Below are 18103 nucleotides of genomic sequence, written 5' to 3'. Positions count from 1 at the left end.
TCGCTAGTCGCGGAAGTTGTCGAACTGCAGCGGCCGCCCGAAATCCTGGCCCCGCAGCAGCGCGATCGCCGCCTGCAGGTCGTCGCGCTTCTTGCCGGTCACGCGCAGCTTGTCGCCGTTGATCTGGGCCTCGACCTTCAGCTTGGCGTCCTTGATCGCCGCCTGCAGCTTCTTGGCCAGCTCGCGTTCGATGCCCTGCTTCACCGTCACCTTCTGGCGCGCGCCGGCGAGGTTGGTCTCGATGTCGCCGAACTCGAGGCAGCGCACGTCGATCTTCCGTGCGACCAGGCGCGCGCGCAGGATGTCGGTCATCTGCTGCAGCTGGAACTCGCTGGGGGCGGACTGGGTGATCACGGCGTCCTCGCGCACGAACTTCGCGGCCACGCCCTTGAAGTCGAAGCGGGTCGCCAGCTCGCGGTTGGCCTGGTCCACCGCGTTGGTGAGCTCGTGGATATCCACTTCTGAGACGATGTCGAAGGAAGGCATGGCATTCGGCACGGTGACGGGGCGCGCAGGTTAACGCATGCTGGGCGGATGCCGACACCCGTTCCCGCTGCCGCGCCACGCCCGCGCCCTGCCATCCTGCTGATGCTGGCGGCGGTGGCGGCATTCGCGTTGATGGACGCCGGGCTGAAAGCGCTCTCGGCGCACTACCCGCCGCTCGAAGTAGCGGCGCTGCGCAGCCTGTCTTCGCTGCCGTGGCTGCTGGTGTGGGCGCTGGCGGGTGGCGGACTGCGCGCGCTGCGGCCGGTGCGCTGGCCGCTGCATCTGCTGCGTGGCGCGCTGGGCGTGCTGATGATGGCCAGCTTCGTCTATGCCCTGCGGCGCCTGCCGCTCTCCACCGCCTACGCGATTTTCTTCGTCGCCCCGCTGCTGATCACCGCGCTGTCGGTGCCGCTGATGGGCGAGCGGGTCGGGCCGCGGCGCTGGACGGCGATCGCATTCGGCCTGCTCGGCGTGCTGGTGGTGCTGCGTCCCAGCGGGGCGGGCATGTTCAGCCTGGCCGGGCTGGCGGTGCTGGTGGCAGCGGGCGGCTATGCGCTGTCGGCGATCACGGTGCGGGTGCTGGCGCGCACCGACAGCACCCAGGCCATCACCTTCTGGGTGCTGCTGCTGATGGCGGCCGGCGCGGGGGCGCTGGCGTTGCCAGGCTGGGTGGCGCTGCGCGGCGAGCATATGGCGCTGGTGCTGGGCATCGGCATCGCCGGCGCGCTCGGCCAGTATGCGATCACCGAGGCGTTCCGGCGCGGGGAGGCGTCGTTGATCGCGCCGCTGGAATACACCGCCCTGGTCTGGGGTGTGGCGCTGGATCTGGCCATCTGGGGCGTGCTGCCGGGGGCCATCACCTGGGTCGGGGCCGCGATCATCGTTGCCAGCGGGCTCTACCTGCTGCGGCGCGAGCGCGTGCATGCCGAGGCCGAGCACCCCTGATCGCGGCGGATGCGCGCGCGCCCGGCGCAGGCCGGGCGCGGTGCTGGCAGGGCGCGCCGGTGGGACGATCGGTCAGGGCGCGGCGCTGGCCGGCGCCTGCTCGCCGATGGTCTGGTTGAGCAGCTGCGCCAGGCGCTCGCCGGCCTGGCGCACGCGGTCTTCCGCCAGCGGGCGCATCTGCTCCAGGTAGTCCTGGGTCAGCACGTGCTTGTTGCCCGGCGGGTACAGGCCCTTGGCCGTAATCAGGCGGCAGGATTCCCCGGCCCAGGCCAGCGGCGCGTCCGTGGCGACACTCGCCGTGATCGGGCCCGGCGCCAGCGCCTTGTCCAGCAGGTTGACGTACTCCAGCGGCGGCAGCGGACGGCTGGCGAGGATGTAGTAATCCCAGATCGCGTGCAGATTGGTGCCCATCACGCCGTTGGCGTAGTTCTTCGCCGCGTAGGGTTCCGGCGGCACCGCGGTGCGCAGGCTGATCTGGTACTGGTTGCCGCCCGCATCCGGACGGTCGCCGGCATGCATCGGCTGGTGCACGTCACCGACGAAGTGCACCACGAACTTGAGGGCGTCGCGGCGTGCGTCCAGCGGCTGGCTGCGGTCGCCCAGGATCGCCAGCTGGCGCTGGATCGCGCCGACCACGCAGTTGCCGTCCGGGCAGTCGCGCGCGAGGTCGAAATCGCAGCCGCCGCCCTTGGCATTGATGTAGTGCCAGCGCGAGGTGGCCTTGAAGCGGTCGGGATCGAGGCTGCGCAGGTCGTCGGCCCACGAGGCCACGCCGGCCAGGGTCGGGATCGGCTCGCCGGCCAGCAGCGCGGCGACTTCGGCGCGGGCCTTGGGGTCGAGGTGGCGCTGGGCGATCTCGCCGACCATGGCGTGGCCCAGACGCGACCACGCCAGTGCGGTGGAGGTGACGCCCAGGCAGAGCAGGGCGGCGATCAGGAATCGTGAGCGGATGCGTGTCGTCATGCCGGGGAGGATACCCCGGCACGACGTTGAGCAGATGACCGGATCAGAACGAGAACACGTAGGCGACCCCGTACACCGAGGGGTCGATGTGCACGGTGTTGGGCGCGCCGAGGTTGGCACCGTTCAGCTTGACCTTGGTGTCGATGTCGAGCTTGCGGTAGTCGATGCGGATCGCGCCCTTCTCGCCGACCCGGACATCCACGCCGACGTGGCCGGCCAGGCCCCAGGAATCCGACAGGGACAGCCGGGTGCCGGCGATCGGCCCGGTGGTGCGGGTGCCGAAGAAGCGGGTGTAGTTCACGCCGGCACCGATGAACGGGCGCAGCTTGCCCTGGCCGAAGTGGTACTGCAGCGACACCGTGGGCGGCAGATGCTTGGTGGAGCCGACCTTGCCCACGCCCACCACGTCGATGTCGTGCTGGAACGGCAGCGCGGCCAGCACTTCCACGCCCAGGTTGTCTTTCAGGAAGTACTCGGCGGTGATGGTGGGGCGGGTGTTGTTGCCAACGTCCATCTTCAGATTGCCCAGCGGAGTGCCGACCAGGGTGCCGTTGTTCGACTTGGGCGCGACGGTGTGGACACCGACGCCGAGCGTCCAGTGCCCGGCGGACTGGGCGAAGGCGGGGCTGGCGGCCAGGGCCAGGGCGGCGGCGAGGGTAAGACGGGGCAGGGCCATGCGGGATCTCCTTTGTGGTTTCAACTGAAACCAGTTTTCCGGGCCCGGCGGGGCCGCGTATTGATCGACGTCAAACCGGCCCGCCTGGGGGTGATCCGCTAAAATGCCGATTTCCCCGTGCCCATCCGCAGGAGTTCAGCATGGCCATCAAGGTCGGTATCAACGGTTTCGGTCGCATCGGTCGTTGCGTGTTCCGCGCGGCGGTGCAGAACTTTGGCGACGACATCGAGATCGTCGGCATCAACGACCTGCTGGAGCCGGACTACCTGGCCTACATGCTGCGCTACGACTCCGTGCACGGCCGCTTCGACGGCGACGTGCAGGTGGTGGATGGCCAGCTGGTGGTGAATGGCAAGACCATCCGTCTGACCGCCGAGCGCGACCCGGCCAACCTGAAGTGGGATGCCGTCGGCGCCGAGGTGGTGCTGGAGTCCACCGGGCTGTTCCTCACCGACGAGACCGCGCGCAAGCACATCGCCGCCGGCGCGAAGAAGGTGCTGATGTCGGCGCCGTCGAAGGATGCGACGCCGATGTTCGTGTATGGCGTCAATCACGCCAGTTATGCCGGCCAGGACATCATCTCCAACGCTTCCTGCACCACCAACTGCCTGGCCCCGATCGCCAAGGTGCTGCATGACAAGTGGGGCATCAAGCGCGGCCTGATGACCACCGTGCACGCGGCGACCGCGACCCAGAAGACCGTGGACGGCCCGTCCAACAAGGACTGGCGCGGCGGCCGCGGCATCCTCGAGAACATCATCCCGTCCAGCACCGGCGCGGCGAAGGCCGTGGGCGTGGTGATCCCGGAGCTCAACAAGAAGCTCACCGGCATGAGCTTCCGGGTGCCGACCAGCGATGTCTCGGTGGTCGATCTGACCGCTGAGCTGGAGCGTCCGGCGACTTACGCGGAAATCTGCGCGGAGATGAAGGCGCAGAGTGAGGGGGCGCTCAAGGGCGTGCTGGGCTATACCGAGGACAAGGTGGTGGCCACCGACTTCCGCGGCGATCCGCGCACCAGCATCTTCGACGCCGAGGCCGGTATCCAGCTCGATCCCACCTTCGTCAAGCTGGTGGCCTGGTACGACAACGAGTGGGGCTATTCCAACAAGTGCCTGGAGATGATCCGGGTGATGGCGGGCAAGTGAGCCCCGCCCGGCGACACTCGCCCTTTGCCACAGCAAAGCCCCGCCGCATGCGGGGCTTTGCGTTTGCAGGGCGGGTGTCGCGCGACTGGCGGCCAGTCCCGCCGGTGGGCGAATGCCGCCCGCACCGGGCTGTGCTATGAAGCGAGGAATGGAGCGATCCACTTCCCGTACTGCCTGGAGCCTGCGTCAGCGGCTGGCGCTCGGGCTGGTGTTGGCCACCCTGGTGCCGGTGCTGCTGTTTGCCGGTCTGCTGCTGCAGAACCAGTGGCAGAGCAGCCGGGATACGCTGTCGTTACAGCTGGATGCCAATGCCCGCCTGAGCGCGGGGGTGATCGAGGACAGCCTGGATGCGCATCTCGCCGCGCTGGCACTGCTGTCCGATCAGGTGCAAGGCGCGGCAGGTGACGACGCCGAACGGCTGTCGCGGTTGCTCCATGCCTATCCCGCGCTGCTGCGGATCCGGCTGGTGGACGCGGACGGACGGGTGCTGCTGGCGCGCGATGGGCGCGGTCGCCAGCTGGCGGCGCAGGTGCCGGACGTGAGTGCGGCGCCGTGGTTTCGTGAGGTGCGCGAGCGCTTGCGTCCGGTCGTGTCCGGCGTGATGCGTCAGCCGGAATACGGGGACGAGGCGGTGGTGACGCTGGTGGTGCCGGTGCTGCGCGGGGAGCACTTTCGCGGCGCGCTGCAGGCGGCGATCCCCGCCGAGAGCCTGGTGCGGCGCCCGCAGCAGAGTCTGGACGAGCGCGGGCTAGCGATGCTGTTGCTGGACGCCGACGGGCGGGTGATCGATGCCAGCCCCGCCCTGCACTTGTCGGTCCTGGACACCATTGGCCGGGTCGGGGCGCAGCTGCGCGCGCTGGCCACGTCCAGCGATCGTCCGGGGCGGGTGGGGCGCGTGTCCGGGTTGTTGCCCGACAGCGCATCGCCGGCATTCGTGCGCGCGATCGCCATGCGCGAGGGCTGGACGCTGGTGCTGGCAGCGCCGGGAGAGGTCGTGTGGATGCAGCTGCGGCCGCGGCTATGGCTGGTGCTGGCGCTGCTGGCCGCCACACTGGTGGGGACGGGTGTGGCGATCTGGCGGCAGCGTCAGATGCTGCGCGATGGCATCGGCTACCTGACGAGCAGCCTGCGCGGCTACGCGCTGGGCGGCCAGGTGGAGGCGGTCTCGGACCGGCTGCCGCGCGAGCTGCATCCGCTGGCCGAGGGGATCGCCGAGCTGGCGACGCGCTTGAATGCGGCGTATGCCGATTTGCGGCAGGCGCTGGAATCGCGCGAGCGCGAGATCGCACTGCGCACCGACTCCCTGCGTCGCGCGGTGGAAGAGTTGGATCGCCTCAGCCGCACCGATGCGCTCACCGGCAGCCTGAACTATCGCGGATTCGTGGAAGCGGGCCAGCGGCTGTGGGACGAAGCGCAGGCGAGCGGCAAGCCCCTGTCGGTGCTGGCGCTGGATATCGACTATTTCAAGCGTTACAACGATCTGTACGGGCATGCGGCCGGCGACAACGCGCTGCGCCGGTTCGCGGGCGCGGTGCGCAGCGCCCTGCTGCACGCAGGCGATGTGCTGGCCCGGCCTGGCGGCGAGGAGTTCACCGTGTTCCTGCCCAATACCACCCATGCCCAGGCCATGCGGGTGGCCGAGCGCGTGCGCCGGCGCGTGCATGAGGCCGACATCATCCATGCCGGCGCGCCCAAGGGCCGTTTGACGGTCAGTATCGGTGTCGCCACCCGGCAGCCGCTGGATCTGGAGCTGGAGGACCTGCTCAAGCGCGCGGATGCGGCGCTGTATCGCGCCAAAGATGCCGGTCGCGATGGTTTCAGCGACTGACTGCGTCCTTTTGCGCCTTTTGCGAGGCCGCCACCGTAACCGGCAGGTTTGAAGCGCTGCCGGCGCGACGCGACAATGGCAGCCTTTCCACCACTCACGGGCTGCCCCATGTCCATTCTTCGTATGACCGACCTCGACCTTGCCGGCAAGCGCGTGCTGATCCGGCAGGATCTCAACGTGCCGATCGACGCGGCCGGCCATATCGCGTCCGAGCAGCGCATTCTCGCCTCGCTGCCCACCCTGCGCCTGGCGCTGGAGCAGGGCGCGGCGGTGATGGTGATGTCGCATCTGGGGCGGCCGAAGGAGGGCGCGTGGAGCGCGGCCGACTCGCTGGCGCCGGTCGCCGCGCGCCTGGCGGAGCTGTTGGGGCGGCCGGTGCCGCTGCTGCGGGAGTATCTGGACGGCGTGCAGATCGCTCCCGGCGAGCTGGTGCTGCTGGAGAACTGCCGCATGAACGTCGGCGAGGGCAAGGACGATGAGGCGCTGGCGAAGAAGTACGCCGCACTGTGCGACGTGTTCGTGATGGATGCCTTCGGCACTGCGCACCGCGCGCAGGCCTCCACTCACGGCGTCATTCGGTTTGCTCCGGTCGCCTGCGGCGGTCCGCTGCTGATGGCCGAGCTGGACGCGCTGGCGCGCGCGCTCGAGCATCCGGCCAGGCCGTTGCTGGCGATCGTCGCCGGCAGCAAGGTCAGCACCAAGCTCGAACTGCTCGGCAACCTGGTCAGGAAAGTGGATCGGCTGATCGTCGGCGGCGGGATCGCCAACACCTTCCTCGCGGCGCAGGGGTATGCGGTTGGGCGGTCGCTGATGGAGCCGGACCTGATCGACACCGCCAGGCAGATCATGGCCGATGCCAAGGCGCGCGGCGCGGAGATCCCGCTGCCCGTGGACGTGGTCGTGGCGCCGGCGTTCGCCGCCGATGCGCCGGCCACCGTCAAGGCGGTGGATGCGGTGGGTGAGGACGACATGATCCTCGACATCGGCCCGGCCACCGCCGCGCGCTATGCCGAGCTCATCGCAAGCGCCGGCACCGTAGTCTGGAACGGCCCGGTGGGCGTGTTCGAGTTCGACGCCTTCGCAGCCGGCACCGAGGCGGTGGCGCGCGCGATCGCTGCCTCCAGCGCGTTCTCCATCGCCGGCGGCGGCGACACCCTCGCGGCCGTGGACAAGTTCGGCATCGCCGACCAGGTGTCCTACATCTCCACCGGCGGCGGCGCGTTCCTCGAGTTCCTGGAAGGCAAGACCCTGCCGGCAGTGGCTGCGTTGCAGGCCCGCGCCGGCTGAAGTCGATTGCAGGCCCCGGTTCCGTCGTTCGCGCGACGGATCGCCGTGGTAGCGTGGGATCACTCTCGGATACACGATTTCGCGCTTCCATGACCGCTGCCGCCCCGTCTGACCGCCCCCGCCACACCCGCATCGTCGCCACCCTCGGCCCGGCCACCGATCCGCCGGAGGTGCTGGAGGCGGTGCTGCGCGCGGGGGTGGACGTGGTGCGGCTGAACTTCTCGCACGGCGATCCGTCCGCGCAGGTCGCGCGCGGCGAGGCGGTGCGCGCGATGGCGGCCAGGATCGGGCGTGAGGTCGGCATCCTGGCCGACCTGCCGGGGCCGAAGATCCGCATCGAAACCTTCGCCGCGGGCAAGGTGCAGCTGAAGGCCGGTCAGCGTTTCGACCTGGTGGCCAGCCTGGAGGCGCCGCCCGGCGACGCGTCCCAGGTGGGGGTGAGCTATCTCGAGCTGCCGGGCGATGTCGCGCCGGGTGACGTGCTGCTGCTGGACGATGGGCTGGTGCAGCTGCAGGTCGAGGCGGTGCAGGGTGAGCGCATCATCACCCGCGTCCTCAATGACGGCGTGCTGTCCAATCGCAAAGGGCTGAACAAGCTGGGTGGCGGGCTGTCGCTGGGCGCGCTCACCGAGCACGACCGCGCGCTGATTGCGATCGCGGCACGGATGGAAGCGGATTTCATCGCGGTTTCGTTCTGTCGCGACGCCGAGGACATGCACGAGGCGCGCCGGGTGGCCAGGGCGCACGGCAGCAATGCCGCGCTGGTGGCCAAGATCGAGCGCGCCGAAGCCATCCGCAACCTGGCCGAGATCGTGGATGCCAGCGACGTGGTGATGGTGGCGCGTGGCGACCTGGGCGTGGAGATCGGCGATGCCGAACTGCCCGGCCTGCAGAAGAAGATCATCCGCGAGGCGGTGGCGCGCGAGAAGGTGGTGATCACCGCCACCCAGATGCTGCAGTCCATGGTGGACAACCCTATTCCGACTCGCGCCGAAGTGCTGGACGTGGCCAACGCGGTGATCGATGGCACCGACGCGGTGATGCTCTCGCAGGAGACCGCCGCCGGCCACTGGCCGGTGAAGGCAGTGGAGGCGATGGCGCGCATCTGCCGCGGCGCCGAGCGCCAGTTTGCGTTCGATACCGATTTCGAGAAGGCCCGTCGCGGTCTGGAACGGGCCGACCAGGCCATCGCGATGGCCACCATGTTCCTGTGCGAGCACATCGGCGTGCGCGCGGTGGTGGCGATGACCGAATCCGGCGGCACCGCGCGCTATCTGTCGCGGTTCCGTTCGGCGGTGCCGATCTACGCCTTCTCTCACCACGCCAGCGCGCGCCGGCGCATGGCGCTGATGCGCGACGTGTTTCCGATGGACTACGACAGCCGCGGGCAGACCCCGCGCGAGGCCGCCCGCGGCAGCATCCGCCTGCTGGTCGAGGCCGGCCTGCTGGCTCCTGGAGATCGGGTGATCTTCACCAGCGGCGAGCACATGCAGACCCGCGGTGCCACCAATACGCTGCGCCTGCTCGAAATCGGCGCGGACGGGCACGCCACCGGCCTGGGCGAGCTGTAGTGACCGCCGGGCATCCGGCGGGCCGGCCGGCGCGGCTATAATCCGCGCTTTCCCACCGCCAGCCGAGCCGCCTGCATGAGCATCGAACAGCTTGCCGACACCGCCCGCGCCATGGTCGCCCCGGGCAAGGGCATCATCGCCATCGACGAGTCCACCAGCACGATCGCCAAGCGCTTCGCCGCGGTCGGAATCGAGAATACCGAGGCCAACCGCCGCGCTTACCGCGAGCTGCTGCTGACCACGCCCAACCTCAACCAGTACATCTCCGGCGCGATCCTGTTCGACGAGACCATCCGCCAGTCCACCCGGGACGGCGTGCCGTTCGCCAAGTACATGGCCGAGCACGGCATGATCCCGGGCATCAAGGTGGACAAGGGCACCCACCCGCTGGCCGGTTTCCCGGGCGAGCTGGTGACCGAAGGGCTGGATGGCCTGCGCGAGCGCCTGGCCGAGTACGCCAAGCTCGGCGCCCGCTTCGCCAAGTGGCGCGCGGTCATCACCATCGGCGAGGACATGCCCTCCGGCACCTGCATCGAGGCCAACGCCCACGCGCTGGCCCGCTACGCGGCGCTGTGCCAGGAGCAGGGCCTGGTGCCGATGGTCGAGCCCGAGGTGCTGATGGACGGCGACCACGACATCGAAACCTGCTACGAGGTCACCGAGGTCACCCTGCGCGCGCTGTTCGACGCCCTGTACAACCAGAACGTGATGCTGGAGGGCACCATCCTGAAGGCTTCGATGGTGGTGCCGGGCAAGGAGTGTCCGGAGCAGGCCAGCGTGGAGGAGGTGGCCGAGTCCACCCTGATGTGCCTGAAGACCGCGGTGCCGGCCATCCTGCCGGGCATCGTGTTCCTGTCCGGCGGCCAGAGCGACGAGGCGGCGACCGCGCATCTGAACGCCATGAACCGCATGGGCCCGAACCCGTGGCCGCTGTCGTTCTCGTACGGCCGCGCCATGCAGCAGGCCGCGCTGAAGCTGTGGGCGCAGGACATGCAGGGCAACTACGCCAAGGCCCAGCAGACCGTGTTCGAGCGCGCCAAGGCCAACGGCCTGGCGGCGCTGGGCAAGTGGGAAGGCTGATTCCGGCGCGCGTTCGCCCGCCCGTATCGCCCAGGGAATGCCGGCCATGCGCCGGCATTCCTGCATCTAGGCTGGTCGGGGTTGGTCGCTGCCTGCATCCGTGCCGGGAGCGCAGGCGTAAGCATGGCGCTCCGCGGATTCCAGCGCTTACCCCAGCCGATGGCACAGGCGCCATCATGGGAGACGCCTAGAATCGCAAGGTCCCCCTCAGCGAGCCCGTGCATGCCAGCGTTCCTCGTCCGCGCCGCCCCTCTCTCCTGCCTGTGCCTGCTGCTGGCCGCCTGCGGCAAGCCGGCGGCCCCGCAGGGCGGTGGCCGCGGCAATGCGCCGCAGGCGGTGGAGGTGCAGACGGTAGCGCTGCGCGACTGGCAGGACACCCTGCGCGCGCTGGGCACCGTGCGCGCGCGCGAGGCGGTGACGGTCACCGCCAAGGTCAGCGAAACCGTGCAGGCCGTGCACTTCGAGAGCGGGCAGGAGGTGGCCAAGGGCGCGCCGCTGGTGACCCTGACCGGCCAGCAGCAGCAGGCGGCGCTGGCCTCTGCGCAGGCGCAGGCGCGGGACGCCGAGGCCCAGTACCGGCGGCTGGAACAGCTGGCCGGGCAGCAGCTGGTGGCGCGCTCCGCGCTGGACACCGCGCGCGCCAACCGCGATGCGGCGCAGGCGCAGGTGGCGCAGATCCGCGCCAACCTCGCGGACCGGGTCATCCGCGCGCCGTTCTCCGGGGTGCTGGGCATCCGCCAGGTCAGCCCCGGCGCGCTGGTGACGCCGGGCACGGCGATCGCCACCCTCGACGATATTTCCCGCGTGTTCGTGGACTTTCCGGTGCCCGAGACCGAGCTGGCCGGGGTCGTGCCGGGGCAGGCGCTGGAAGGCCGCGCCAGCGCCTGGCCGGGGCGCAGCTTTCCAGGCCGGGTCGCCACCGTGTCGGCGCGGCTGGAAGCGGCGACCCGCGCCGCCACCGTGCGCGGCGAGTTCGCCAACCCCGAGCGCCTGCTGAAGCCGGGCATGCTGGTCGAGGTCACCCTGGTGCGCGCCACCCGCCCGGCGCTGGTGGTGCCGGAGCTGGCGGTGCAGCAGGTGGGCACCGAGACCTTCGTCTGGCGGGTGAAGGAGGATGACAGCGTGGAGAAGGCCGACGTGGTGGTGGGCGGCCGCATCCCCGGTTGGGTGATGCTGAAGCAGGGCATCGCGGCGGGCGAGCGCATCGTCACCCAGGGCACCGGCAAGCTGCAGCCGGGCGCGAAGATCACGCCGGTCGCGCCGGCCAGCGCCCCCGCCGCGGCGGCGAAGTGACGCCATGAAGCTGTCCGACCTGTCGATCAAACGCCCGGTGCTGGCCGTGGTGATGAGCCTGCTGCTGATCGTGCTCGGGGTGATGTCGTTCCTGCGCCTGACCCTGCGCGAGCTGCCGGCGATCGACCCGCCGATCGTCTCGGTGCAGGTGGAATATCCCGGCGCGTCCGCGGGGGTGGTCGAAACCCGCATCACCAAGCCGCTGGAGGATGCGCTGGCCGGGATCGAGGGCATCAACACCATCGACTCCAGCAGCCAGAACGGCAGCTCGCGGATCAGCATCGAGTTCTACCCCAGCCGCGACATCGAGGCCGCGGCCAACGACGTGCGCAACGCGGTGAGCCGGGTCGCCGACCGCATCCCGCCCGAGGCACGCCCGCCCGAGATCAGCAAGGTCGAGGCCGACTCCGACGCCATCATCTGGCTCAACCTGCGCTCCACCACGATGGACCAGATGCAGATGTCGGACTACGCGCAGCGCTACCTGGTCGATCGCTTCTCCAGCCTGCAGGGCGTGGCGCGGGTGCTGCTGGGTGGCAGCCAGCGCTATGCGATGCGGGTGTGGCTGGACGGCGACAAGCTGGCCGCGCGCGGCCTGACCGCGGCCGACGTGGAGGGCGCGCTGCGCGCGGAGAACGTGGAGCTGGGCGCGGGCCGGATCGAATCGGCCGACCGCGATTTCATCCTGCGGGTGGCGCGCGACTACACCAGCCCCGGGCAGTTCGCCGAGCTGCCGCTGGGCAAGGGACGTGATGGCTACGTGGTGCGCCTGGGCGACGTAGCGCGGGTGGCGCTGGAGTCGGCCGAACGCCGCGCCTGGTACCACAGCAACGGTGAGCCGGCGCTGGGCATCGGCATCGTCAAGACCTCCACCGCCAACAGCCTGGAAGTCGCGGACGAAGCCAAGGCCGAGGCCGACCGCATCCGCCCGACCCTGCCCAAGGGCACCGACATCTACGTTGCCTACGACAGCACCACCTTCATCTCGGCCGCGGTGGCGCGGGTGTACGAGACCCTGCTGGAGGCGATCGTGCTGGTGCTGGTAGTGATCTGGCTGTTCCTCGGCAGCGTGCGCGCGGCGCTGATCCCGGCGGTGACGGTGCCGGTGTGCGTGATCGCCGCGTTCATCGCGCTGTACGCGTTCGGATTCTCGATCAACCTGCTCACCCTGCTGGCGCTGGTGCTCTGCATCGGGCTGGTGGTGGACGATGCCATCGTGGTGGTGGAGAACATCCAGCGCCGGGTGGACCTGGGCGAGCCGGCGCTGGTCGCGGCCCGCCGCGGCACCGCGCAGGTGGCGTTCGCGGTGCTGGCCACCACCGCGGTGCTGGTGGCGGTGTTCCTGCCGGTGGGCTTCCTGCAGGGCAATACCGGCCGCCTGTTCCGCGAGCTGTCGGTGGCGCTGGCGGCGGCGGTGGCCATTTCCGCGTTCGTCGCGCTCACCCTCACCCCGATGATGGCCAGCCAGCTGCTGCGCCCGCATACCGGGCCGCACGCGGTGCACGGCAACCGCGTCAGCGAGTGGATCAATGCCCGCTTCCAGCGCCTGGCCGCGGGCTACCGCGGCGTGCTGGCGCGCCACGTGCACAGGATCGGGCTGTTCGCGATGCTGATGCTGGCGGCGGTGGTGGCGCTGGTGCTGTTGTTCAGGATGCTGCCCAGCGAGCTGGCCCCGACCGAGGACCGCGGCGCGTTCCAGCTGATGGTGGAAGGCCCGGAGGGCGCGGGCTTCGATTACACCGTCAAGCAGATGCAGCAGGTCGAGGCGATCCTGGCTGGCCTGACCGGCCCGGACAAACCCATCCTGCGCGCCAACCCGCGCGTGCCCGGCAGCTTCGGCCCCAGCGAGGAGATGCACACCGGGCGCGCGATCGTGTTCCTGCAGCCTTGGGACAGGCGCGACAAGAGCACGGTGGAGCTGGCCGGCGAGCTGGAGAAGAAGTTCAGCGGCCTGCCCGGCGTGCGCGTGCGCACGATGGCCGGCGGCGGCCTGGTGCGTAGCCGCGGGCAGCCGTTCCAGCTGGTGCTGGGCGGGCCGGACTACAAGGAACTCGCGCAGTGGCGCGACATCATGCTGGCGAAGATGGCCGCCAACCCCGGCTTCCTCGGCCCGGATTCGGATTACAAGGAAACCCGCCCGCAGATGCGGGTGATCGTGGACAAGGCGCGCGCCGCCGACCTCGGGGTGCCGGTGGCGGCGATCGGCAGCGCGCTGCAGACCATGATGGGCGGCATCCGCGCCACCACCTTCGTGGACAACGGTGAGGAATACGACGTGATGCTGCAGGCGGATCGCGGCGGCCGCGATTCGGTGGCCGCGCTGCAGTCGCTGCAGGTGCGCGCGCGCGACGGCAGCCTGGTGCCGCTGTCCAACCTCGTCACCCTGAAGGAAATCGCGGAGCCGGGCACGCTCAACCGCTTCAACCGCCTGCGCTCGATCACCCTGAGCGCGCGCCTGGCGCCCGGCTATCCGCTGGGCGAGGCGGTGGCCTGGGCGCAGCAGACCGCGCGCGACAACCTGCCGGACTACGCGCAGGTCTCGTGGAAGGGCGAATCGCGCGAGCTGCAGCAGTCCGGCGGCGAGGTGCTGGTGACCTTCGCGCTGGCGCTGCTGATCGTGTACCTCGCGCTGGCGGCGCAGTTCGAGAGCTTCCTGCACCCGCTGGTGATCATGCTCACGGTGCCGCTGGGCGTGCTCGGCGCGCTGCTCGGGCTGTGGGTCACCGGCGGCACGCTCAACCTGTTCTCGCAGATCGGGATCGTGATGCTGGTGGGCCTGGCCGCGAAGAACGGCATCCTGATCGTGGAGTTCGCCAACCAGCTGCGCGACGAGGGCCGCAGCGTCCACGACGCCATCATCGAGGCCGCCGGCGTGCGCCTGCGCCCGATCCTGATGACCTCGATCGCCACCGTGATGGGCGCGGTGCCGCTGGTGGTGTTCGGCGGCCCCGGTTCCGCCAGCCGCGCCGCGATCGGCATCGTGGTGATCTTCGGCGTGGCGTTCTCCACCCTGCTGTCGCTGTTCGTGGTGCCGGCGTTCTACGCCGCGCTGGCACGCTACACGCGCTCACCCGAGGCGCTGGCGCATACGCTGGAGATGCTCGAGGCCCAGACCCCGCAGGCGGGTGGCCATGCGTAATCGCGACGCCGAGCTGCGGATCTATGGCCTGAACGCGGTGCGCGCGGTGTTCGCGCGGCGGCCGCAGGCGCTGCGCAAGCTATATCTGGCCGAGGCTCGGATTCCGCAACTCAAGCCATTGCTGAAGTGGTGCGTCGCCCACCGCATCGGCTACCGCGTGGTGGCGGAAGCGGATCTGCACAAGCTGGCCGCCAGCGCGCACCACGAGGGCGTAGTCGCCGACGTGCTGCGCGAGGAGCCGCGGCCGCTGTCGTCCTGGCTGCGCGACCTGCCGCCCGGCCCGCAGTGCGTGCTGTGGCTGGACGGGGTTGGCAATCCGCACAACCTTGGCGCGATCCTGCGCAGCGCCGCGCACTTCGGGGTCGCCGCGCTGCTGCTGCCCAAGCACTCCACGCTGGCGCTCTCGGGCGCCGCCGCGCGGGTGGCCGAAGGCGGCGCCGAGGCGGTGCCGCTGGTGCGGTTGGGGCACGAGGACGACAGCCTCGCGCAGCTGCGCGGGGCCGGGTTCCAGCTCGCGGCCACCGTGGTGCGCGGCGGTGACGATCTGTTCTGCACGCCGCTGCCTTTGCGCCTGGTGTACGTACTGGGCGCGGAAGGCCCGGGCATGTCGCCGGCGCTGGCCGCGACCTGCGACCTGCGGCTGTCGATCCCCGGCAGCGGCGCGGTGGAGAGCCTGAACGTGGCCGCCGCCACCGCGGTGCTGCTGGCGCAGTGGGCCGCGCGCGCGGCCTGAGTGCCCTTACTTGCCCGCCTGCGCGGCGGCCTCCGGCTTCGGCGCGCTGCCGAAGTCGCCGTCCGCGTCCGCCGCCAGGTAGGCGAAGGTGACGTAGGCGGCCACGTTCTGCGCCAGATCGGCCGGCGCGATTTTGTCGAGGGTGTCGTCCGGGGTGTGGTGGTAGTCGAAGTAGTCGGTGCCGTCCTGGGCCAGGCTGGCGCAGGCCATGCCGAGGGCGTGGAAAGGCGACAGGTCCGGGCCGCAGCCTTCGCCAGCCTCGCGCGCGACGATTCCCAGCGGCGCCAGCGCCTGGGCGATCTGCGCCAGCGCGCCCTGCGCATATGCAGGAACCTTGGCGCTGAAGGCGTAGATGCGCCCCGCGCCGAAGTCGCTCTCCGCGCCAATCTGGTGCTGCCGCAGCTTCCCCTTGTGCGCCTCGGCATAGGCGCGCCCGCCCCACAGGCCCTGCTCCTCGTTGGCGAACGCGACCACCCGGATGCTGCGCGCCGGGCGCTGCGCCTTCGGCAGCTGGGCGATCAGGTGGCCGGCAGCCATGGTGATGGCGATGCCTGCGCCGTCGTCGATCGCGCCGGTGCCCAGATCCCAGGAATCCAGGTGGCCGCCGATCACCACCACCTCGTCCGGCTTGCTGCGCCCGGTGATCTCGCCAATCACGTTCTGCGAGGTGTATTCGCCGTTCCAGCCGCAGTCCAGCGCCAGCTGCACCCGGGTCGGGCCGAGCGCGACCAGGCGCGCCAGCTGGTCGGCGTCCGGCAGCGACAGCGCGGCCATCGGGATCGGCGTCAGCCCGGGCTGGAAGCGGCTGATGCCGGTGTGCGGGTTGCGGTGCATGTCGGTGCCGGCCGAGCGCATCAGGTAGCCGATCGCGCCGGCGCGCGCGGCCGCCGACGGGCCGGCACCGCGGATCTTCGACCCCACCTGGCCGTAGCCTTCGCCGCTGCGGCTGCGCGGCATCGGCACGTCCACGAAGGCGATCTTGCCGGCCAGCGAGCCGGTCGCGGCCTGCTGCAGTGCCTCCAGCGAATCGAAGCGCACCACTTCGCCCGCGACCGTGCCGCCGGGGCTGCCGCCCAGCGCGGTGACGTGCAGCGGTTGCGCGTGCGCGCCCAGCACCTGCGCCGATTCGCTGCGGCGCTCCCATTTCGGGAACGTCACCGGCTCGGTCCACACCCGGTCGAAGCCCAGCGCCTTGAACCGGGCCTTGGCCCATTCCACCGCGCGCGCATCGGCTTCGCTACCGGCCAGGCGCGGGCCGACCTCGGTGGTCAGCGCTTCCACCACCTTCCAGCCGGTGTCGTCGCGCAGCGCCTGCGCCTGCAGCTGCGCGGCGCGCGCGAGCGCGGCATCAGGGATGCGGGTGGGCTGGGCGGCATGCAGCGGGGCCGCCACCAGCAGGGCGAGTGCGGCGGCAAGGACGGTGGTGCGCATCGGCAGGCTCCGGCGACGGGAAAGCCCGGAGTCTAGGCGGCGCGCACGCGGGCCGGCCCGTGCCGGAAGTTATTTCTTCAGCGCGTCGCGGATCTCGCGCAGCAGCAGGATGTCCTCCGGCGTCGCCGCCGGGGCATCGGCCGGCTTCTTGTGCAGGCGGTTGATGCCCTTGACCAGCAGGAAGATCGCGAACGCGATGATGACGAACTGGATGACCGCGTTGAGGAACTCGCCGTAGGCCAGCACCACCGCGGGGATCTCCTTGCCGTCCGGACCGGCGTGCGCGGCCTGCAGGGTGATCGCCAGCTTGGAGAAATCCACCCCGCCGACCAGCAGCCCGATCGGCGGCATGATCACCTTGTCCACCAGCGCCGACACGATCTTGCCGAACGCGCCGCCGATGACCACGCCGACGGCGAGGTCGATCACGTTGCCGCGCATCGCGAATTCCCGGAACTCGGTCATCATCCCCATCGGTGCTCTCTCCAGAGTGGCGTTGGTGGCAAGCTTACCCGGCCGGCGGCGTGATCCGGCCTTCCAGCGTCAGCAGGTCGGCGAGACGGGCGCGGAAGGCATCGCCCGGGTGCAGCGCGGCCACCCCGGCCGGGGTGCCCATGAACACCAGGTCGCCGGCGCGCAGGGCGTAGAGCTTCGACAGTTCGTGCAGGATCTCGGGCACGTTCCAGATCAGCTGGTCCAGCGTCGCGGCCTGGCGGCGCTGGCCGTTGACTTCCAGCGACAGTTCCAGCGGGGCGAGCGCGCCGACATCGGCGGCCGGCAGCAGCGCGGAAACCGGGGCGGAATGGTCGAAGCCCTTGCCGGTATCCCACGGCAGACCCTTGGCCTTGGCCGCCGCCTGCAGATCGCGGCGGGTCAGGTCCAGCCCGATGGCGTAGCCGAAGACCAGCGCCGCGGCGTCTTCCACTGGCAGCAAGCCCGCCGGGGCGTCGCGGCCGAGTGCGACCACCAGCTCGACCTCGTGGTGGAGATCGGCGGTGCCGGGCGGGTAGGGCACCACGCCGTCGGTGACGATGGCATCCGCCGGCTTCATGAAGAACACCGGGGTGCCGCGTTCGGCCTTCGAGGCCGGCACGCTGGCGCCCATCTCGCGCGCATGGTCGGCGAAGTTGCGGCCCACGCAGTAGATGCGGCGCACCGGGAACTCGCCCAGCGCGTGGCCGTGGCGGTCGCGGACGGGAATGCGCGGCGCGGCCGCGGCGGGGATCAGATCCATCAGCGCGCCAGCGACGGCTTGCCCACCACCCGGTAATCGCCTTCGAGGATGCGTCCGCGCCCGCGCGCCGGCTTGCCCGGGCGCGTGAACAGGCGCAGCAGCTGGCCGCCGAGCAGCATCGCCAGGCCCACGACCAGTCCGACCGCCAGCAGCGCCAGCAGCAGGGCGATCCCGAGCAGTCCCAGCACGAGCCGCAGCAGCGGATGGCGCGGGCGGCGCGGGGTGCCGGACACCAGGGTGCGCAGGCGCAGGAAGGCGGAATGCTGGAAAAACGACATGGCGTAATCCTGAA

Annotated in this window: 16 protein-coding genes; 9 read left to right on the top strand and 7 right to left on the bottom strand. The window is 70.5% G+C overall.

What is annotated here, in order from left to right; translation table 11 throughout:
- Positions 1 to 3: 3 nt before the first annotated feature.
- The gene (locus ML342_RS08420) at positions 4 to 486 is read right to left on the bottom strand and encodes a YajQ family cyclic di-GMP-binding protein (RefSeq protein WP_240126593.1); all 483 of its coding nucleotides are present in this window, start codon (positions 484 to 486) and stop codon (positions 4 to 6) included.
- Positions 487 to 534: 48 nt separating this feature from the next.
- Between ML342_RS08420 and ML342_RS08415 the strand changes: the two genes are divergently transcribed.
- Positions 535 to 1431: a DMT family transporter gene (locus ML342_RS08415; RefSeq protein ID WP_240126592.1), complete on the top strand. Its 897-nt coding sequence runs from the start codon at positions 535 to 537 to the stop codon at positions 1429 to 1431.
- Positions 1432 to 1503: 72 nt separating this feature from the next.
- On the opposite strand, the gene ML342_RS08410 is transcribed toward ML342_RS08415, so the two are convergent.
- Together ML342_RS08410 and ML342_RS08405 are read right to left on the bottom strand one after the other, a co-directional pair.
- Positions 1504 to 2394 (bottom strand): S1/P1 nuclease, encoded by an 891-nt coding sequence (locus tag ML342_RS08410; RefSeq protein ID WP_240126591.1) that lies wholly within the window; start codon positions 2392 to 2394, stop codon positions 1504 to 1506.
- A 43-nt stretch (positions 2395 to 2437) separates the two neighbouring features.
- A complete protein-coding gene (locus ML342_RS08405) occupies positions 2438 to 3070 on the bottom strand; it encodes an OmpW/AlkL family protein (RefSeq protein ID WP_240126590.1) in 633 nt (210 codons plus the stop codon).
- 140 nt (positions 3071 to 3210) lie between these two features.
- Between ML342_RS08405 and gap the strand changes: the two genes are divergently transcribed.
- The 8 genes from gap to ML342_RS08365 all read left to right on the top strand — a co-directional run bounded on the left by gap (position 3211) and on the right by ML342_RS08365 (position 15146).
- Positions 3211 to 4215, top strand: a complete 1005-nt coding sequence (gene gap, locus ML342_RS08400) for a type I glyceraldehyde-3-phosphate dehydrogenase (RefSeq protein ID WP_240126589.1) — start codon at positions 3211 to 3213, stop codon at positions 4213 to 4215.
- Between the two features lie 148 nt (positions 4216 to 4363).
- Positions 4364 to 6043: a sensor domain-containing diguanylate cyclase gene (locus ML342_RS08395; RefSeq protein WP_240126588.1), complete on the top strand. Its 1680-nt coding sequence runs from the start codon at positions 4364 to 4366 to the stop codon at positions 6041 to 6043.
- A 108-nt stretch (positions 6044 to 6151) separates the two neighbouring features.
- Positions 6152 to 7330 carry a phosphoglycerate kinase gene (locus ML342_RS08390; RefSeq protein ID WP_240126587.1) on the top strand — a complete coding sequence of 393 codons (1179 nt, stop codon included), beginning with the start codon at positions 6152 to 6154 and terminating at the stop codon, positions 7328 to 7330.
- Between the two features lie 89 nt (positions 7331 to 7419).
- Positions 7420 to 8901 (top strand): pyruvate kinase, encoded by a 1482-nt coding sequence (gene pyk / locus ML342_RS08385; RefSeq protein WP_240126586.1) that lies wholly within the window; start codon positions 7420 to 7422, stop codon positions 8899 to 8901.
- Between the two features lie 75 nt (positions 8902 to 8976).
- Complete coding sequence (locus tag ML342_RS08380) at positions 8977 to 9981, top strand: class I fructose-bisphosphate aldolase (RefSeq protein ID WP_240126585.1); 1005 nt, start codon at positions 8977 to 8979, stop codon at positions 9979 to 9981.
- Between the two features lie 222 nt (positions 9982 to 10203).
- On the top strand, positions 10204 to 11274 hold the full coding sequence (locus tag ML342_RS08375; protein WP_240126584.1) for an efflux RND transporter periplasmic adaptor subunit: 1071 nt from the start codon (positions 10204 to 10206) through the stop codon (positions 11272 to 11274).
- A 4-nt stretch (positions 11275 to 11278) separates the two neighbouring features.
- Positions 11279 to 14413 (top strand): efflux RND transporter permease subunit, encoded by a 3135-nt coding sequence (locus ML342_RS08370; RefSeq protein WP_240126583.1) that lies wholly within the window; start codon positions 11279 to 11281, stop codon positions 14411 to 14413.
- Complete coding sequence (locus ML342_RS08365) at positions 14361 to 15146, top strand: TrmH family RNA methyltransferase (RefSeq protein ID WP_439655187.1); 786 nt, start codon at positions 14361 to 14363, stop codon at positions 15144 to 15146. The genes ML342_RS08370 and ML342_RS08365 overlap by 53 nt, the downstream gene beginning before the upstream one ends.
- Before the next feature lie 6 nt (positions 15147 to 15152).
- Here ML342_RS08365 and ML342_RS08360 read toward each other — a convergent pair whose 3' ends face one another.
- The 4 genes from ML342_RS08360 to ML342_RS08345 form a co-directional block, all read right to left on the bottom strand.
- Positions 15153 to 16577: a M28 family peptidase gene (locus ML342_RS08360; protein WP_240126582.1), complete on the bottom strand. Its 1425-nt coding sequence runs from the start codon at positions 16575 to 16577 to the stop codon at positions 15153 to 15155.
- Between the two features lie 69 nt (positions 16578 to 16646).
- Positions 16647 to 17051, bottom strand: coding sequence for a large-conductance mechanosensitive channel protein MscL (gene mscL / locus ML342_RS08355; RefSeq protein ID WP_240126581.1), 405 nt, complete (start codon positions 17049 to 17051; stop codon positions 16647 to 16649).
- Between the two features lie 34 nt (positions 17052 to 17085).
- Positions 17086 to 17811: a fumarylacetoacetate hydrolase family protein gene (locus ML342_RS08350; protein ID WP_240126580.1), complete on the bottom strand. Its 726-nt coding sequence runs from the start codon at positions 17809 to 17811 to the stop codon at positions 17086 to 17088.
- Entirely contained in the window at positions 17811 to 18089 is a 279-nt protein-coding gene (locus ML342_RS08345; protein WP_240126579.1) for a hypothetical protein, read from the bottom strand. Before ML342_RS08345 ends, ML342_RS08350 begins: the two co-directional genes overlap by 1 nt.
- Between the last annotated feature and the right edge of the window lie 14 nt (positions 18090 to 18103).

This window comes from Thermomonas alba (genome assembly GCF_022419205.1).
Classification (GTDB): Bacteria; Pseudomonadota; Gammaproteobacteria; order Xanthomonadales; family Xanthomonadaceae; genus Thermomonas; species Thermomonas alba.
This window is presented reverse-complemented; position numbering and strand designations above follow the sequence as displayed.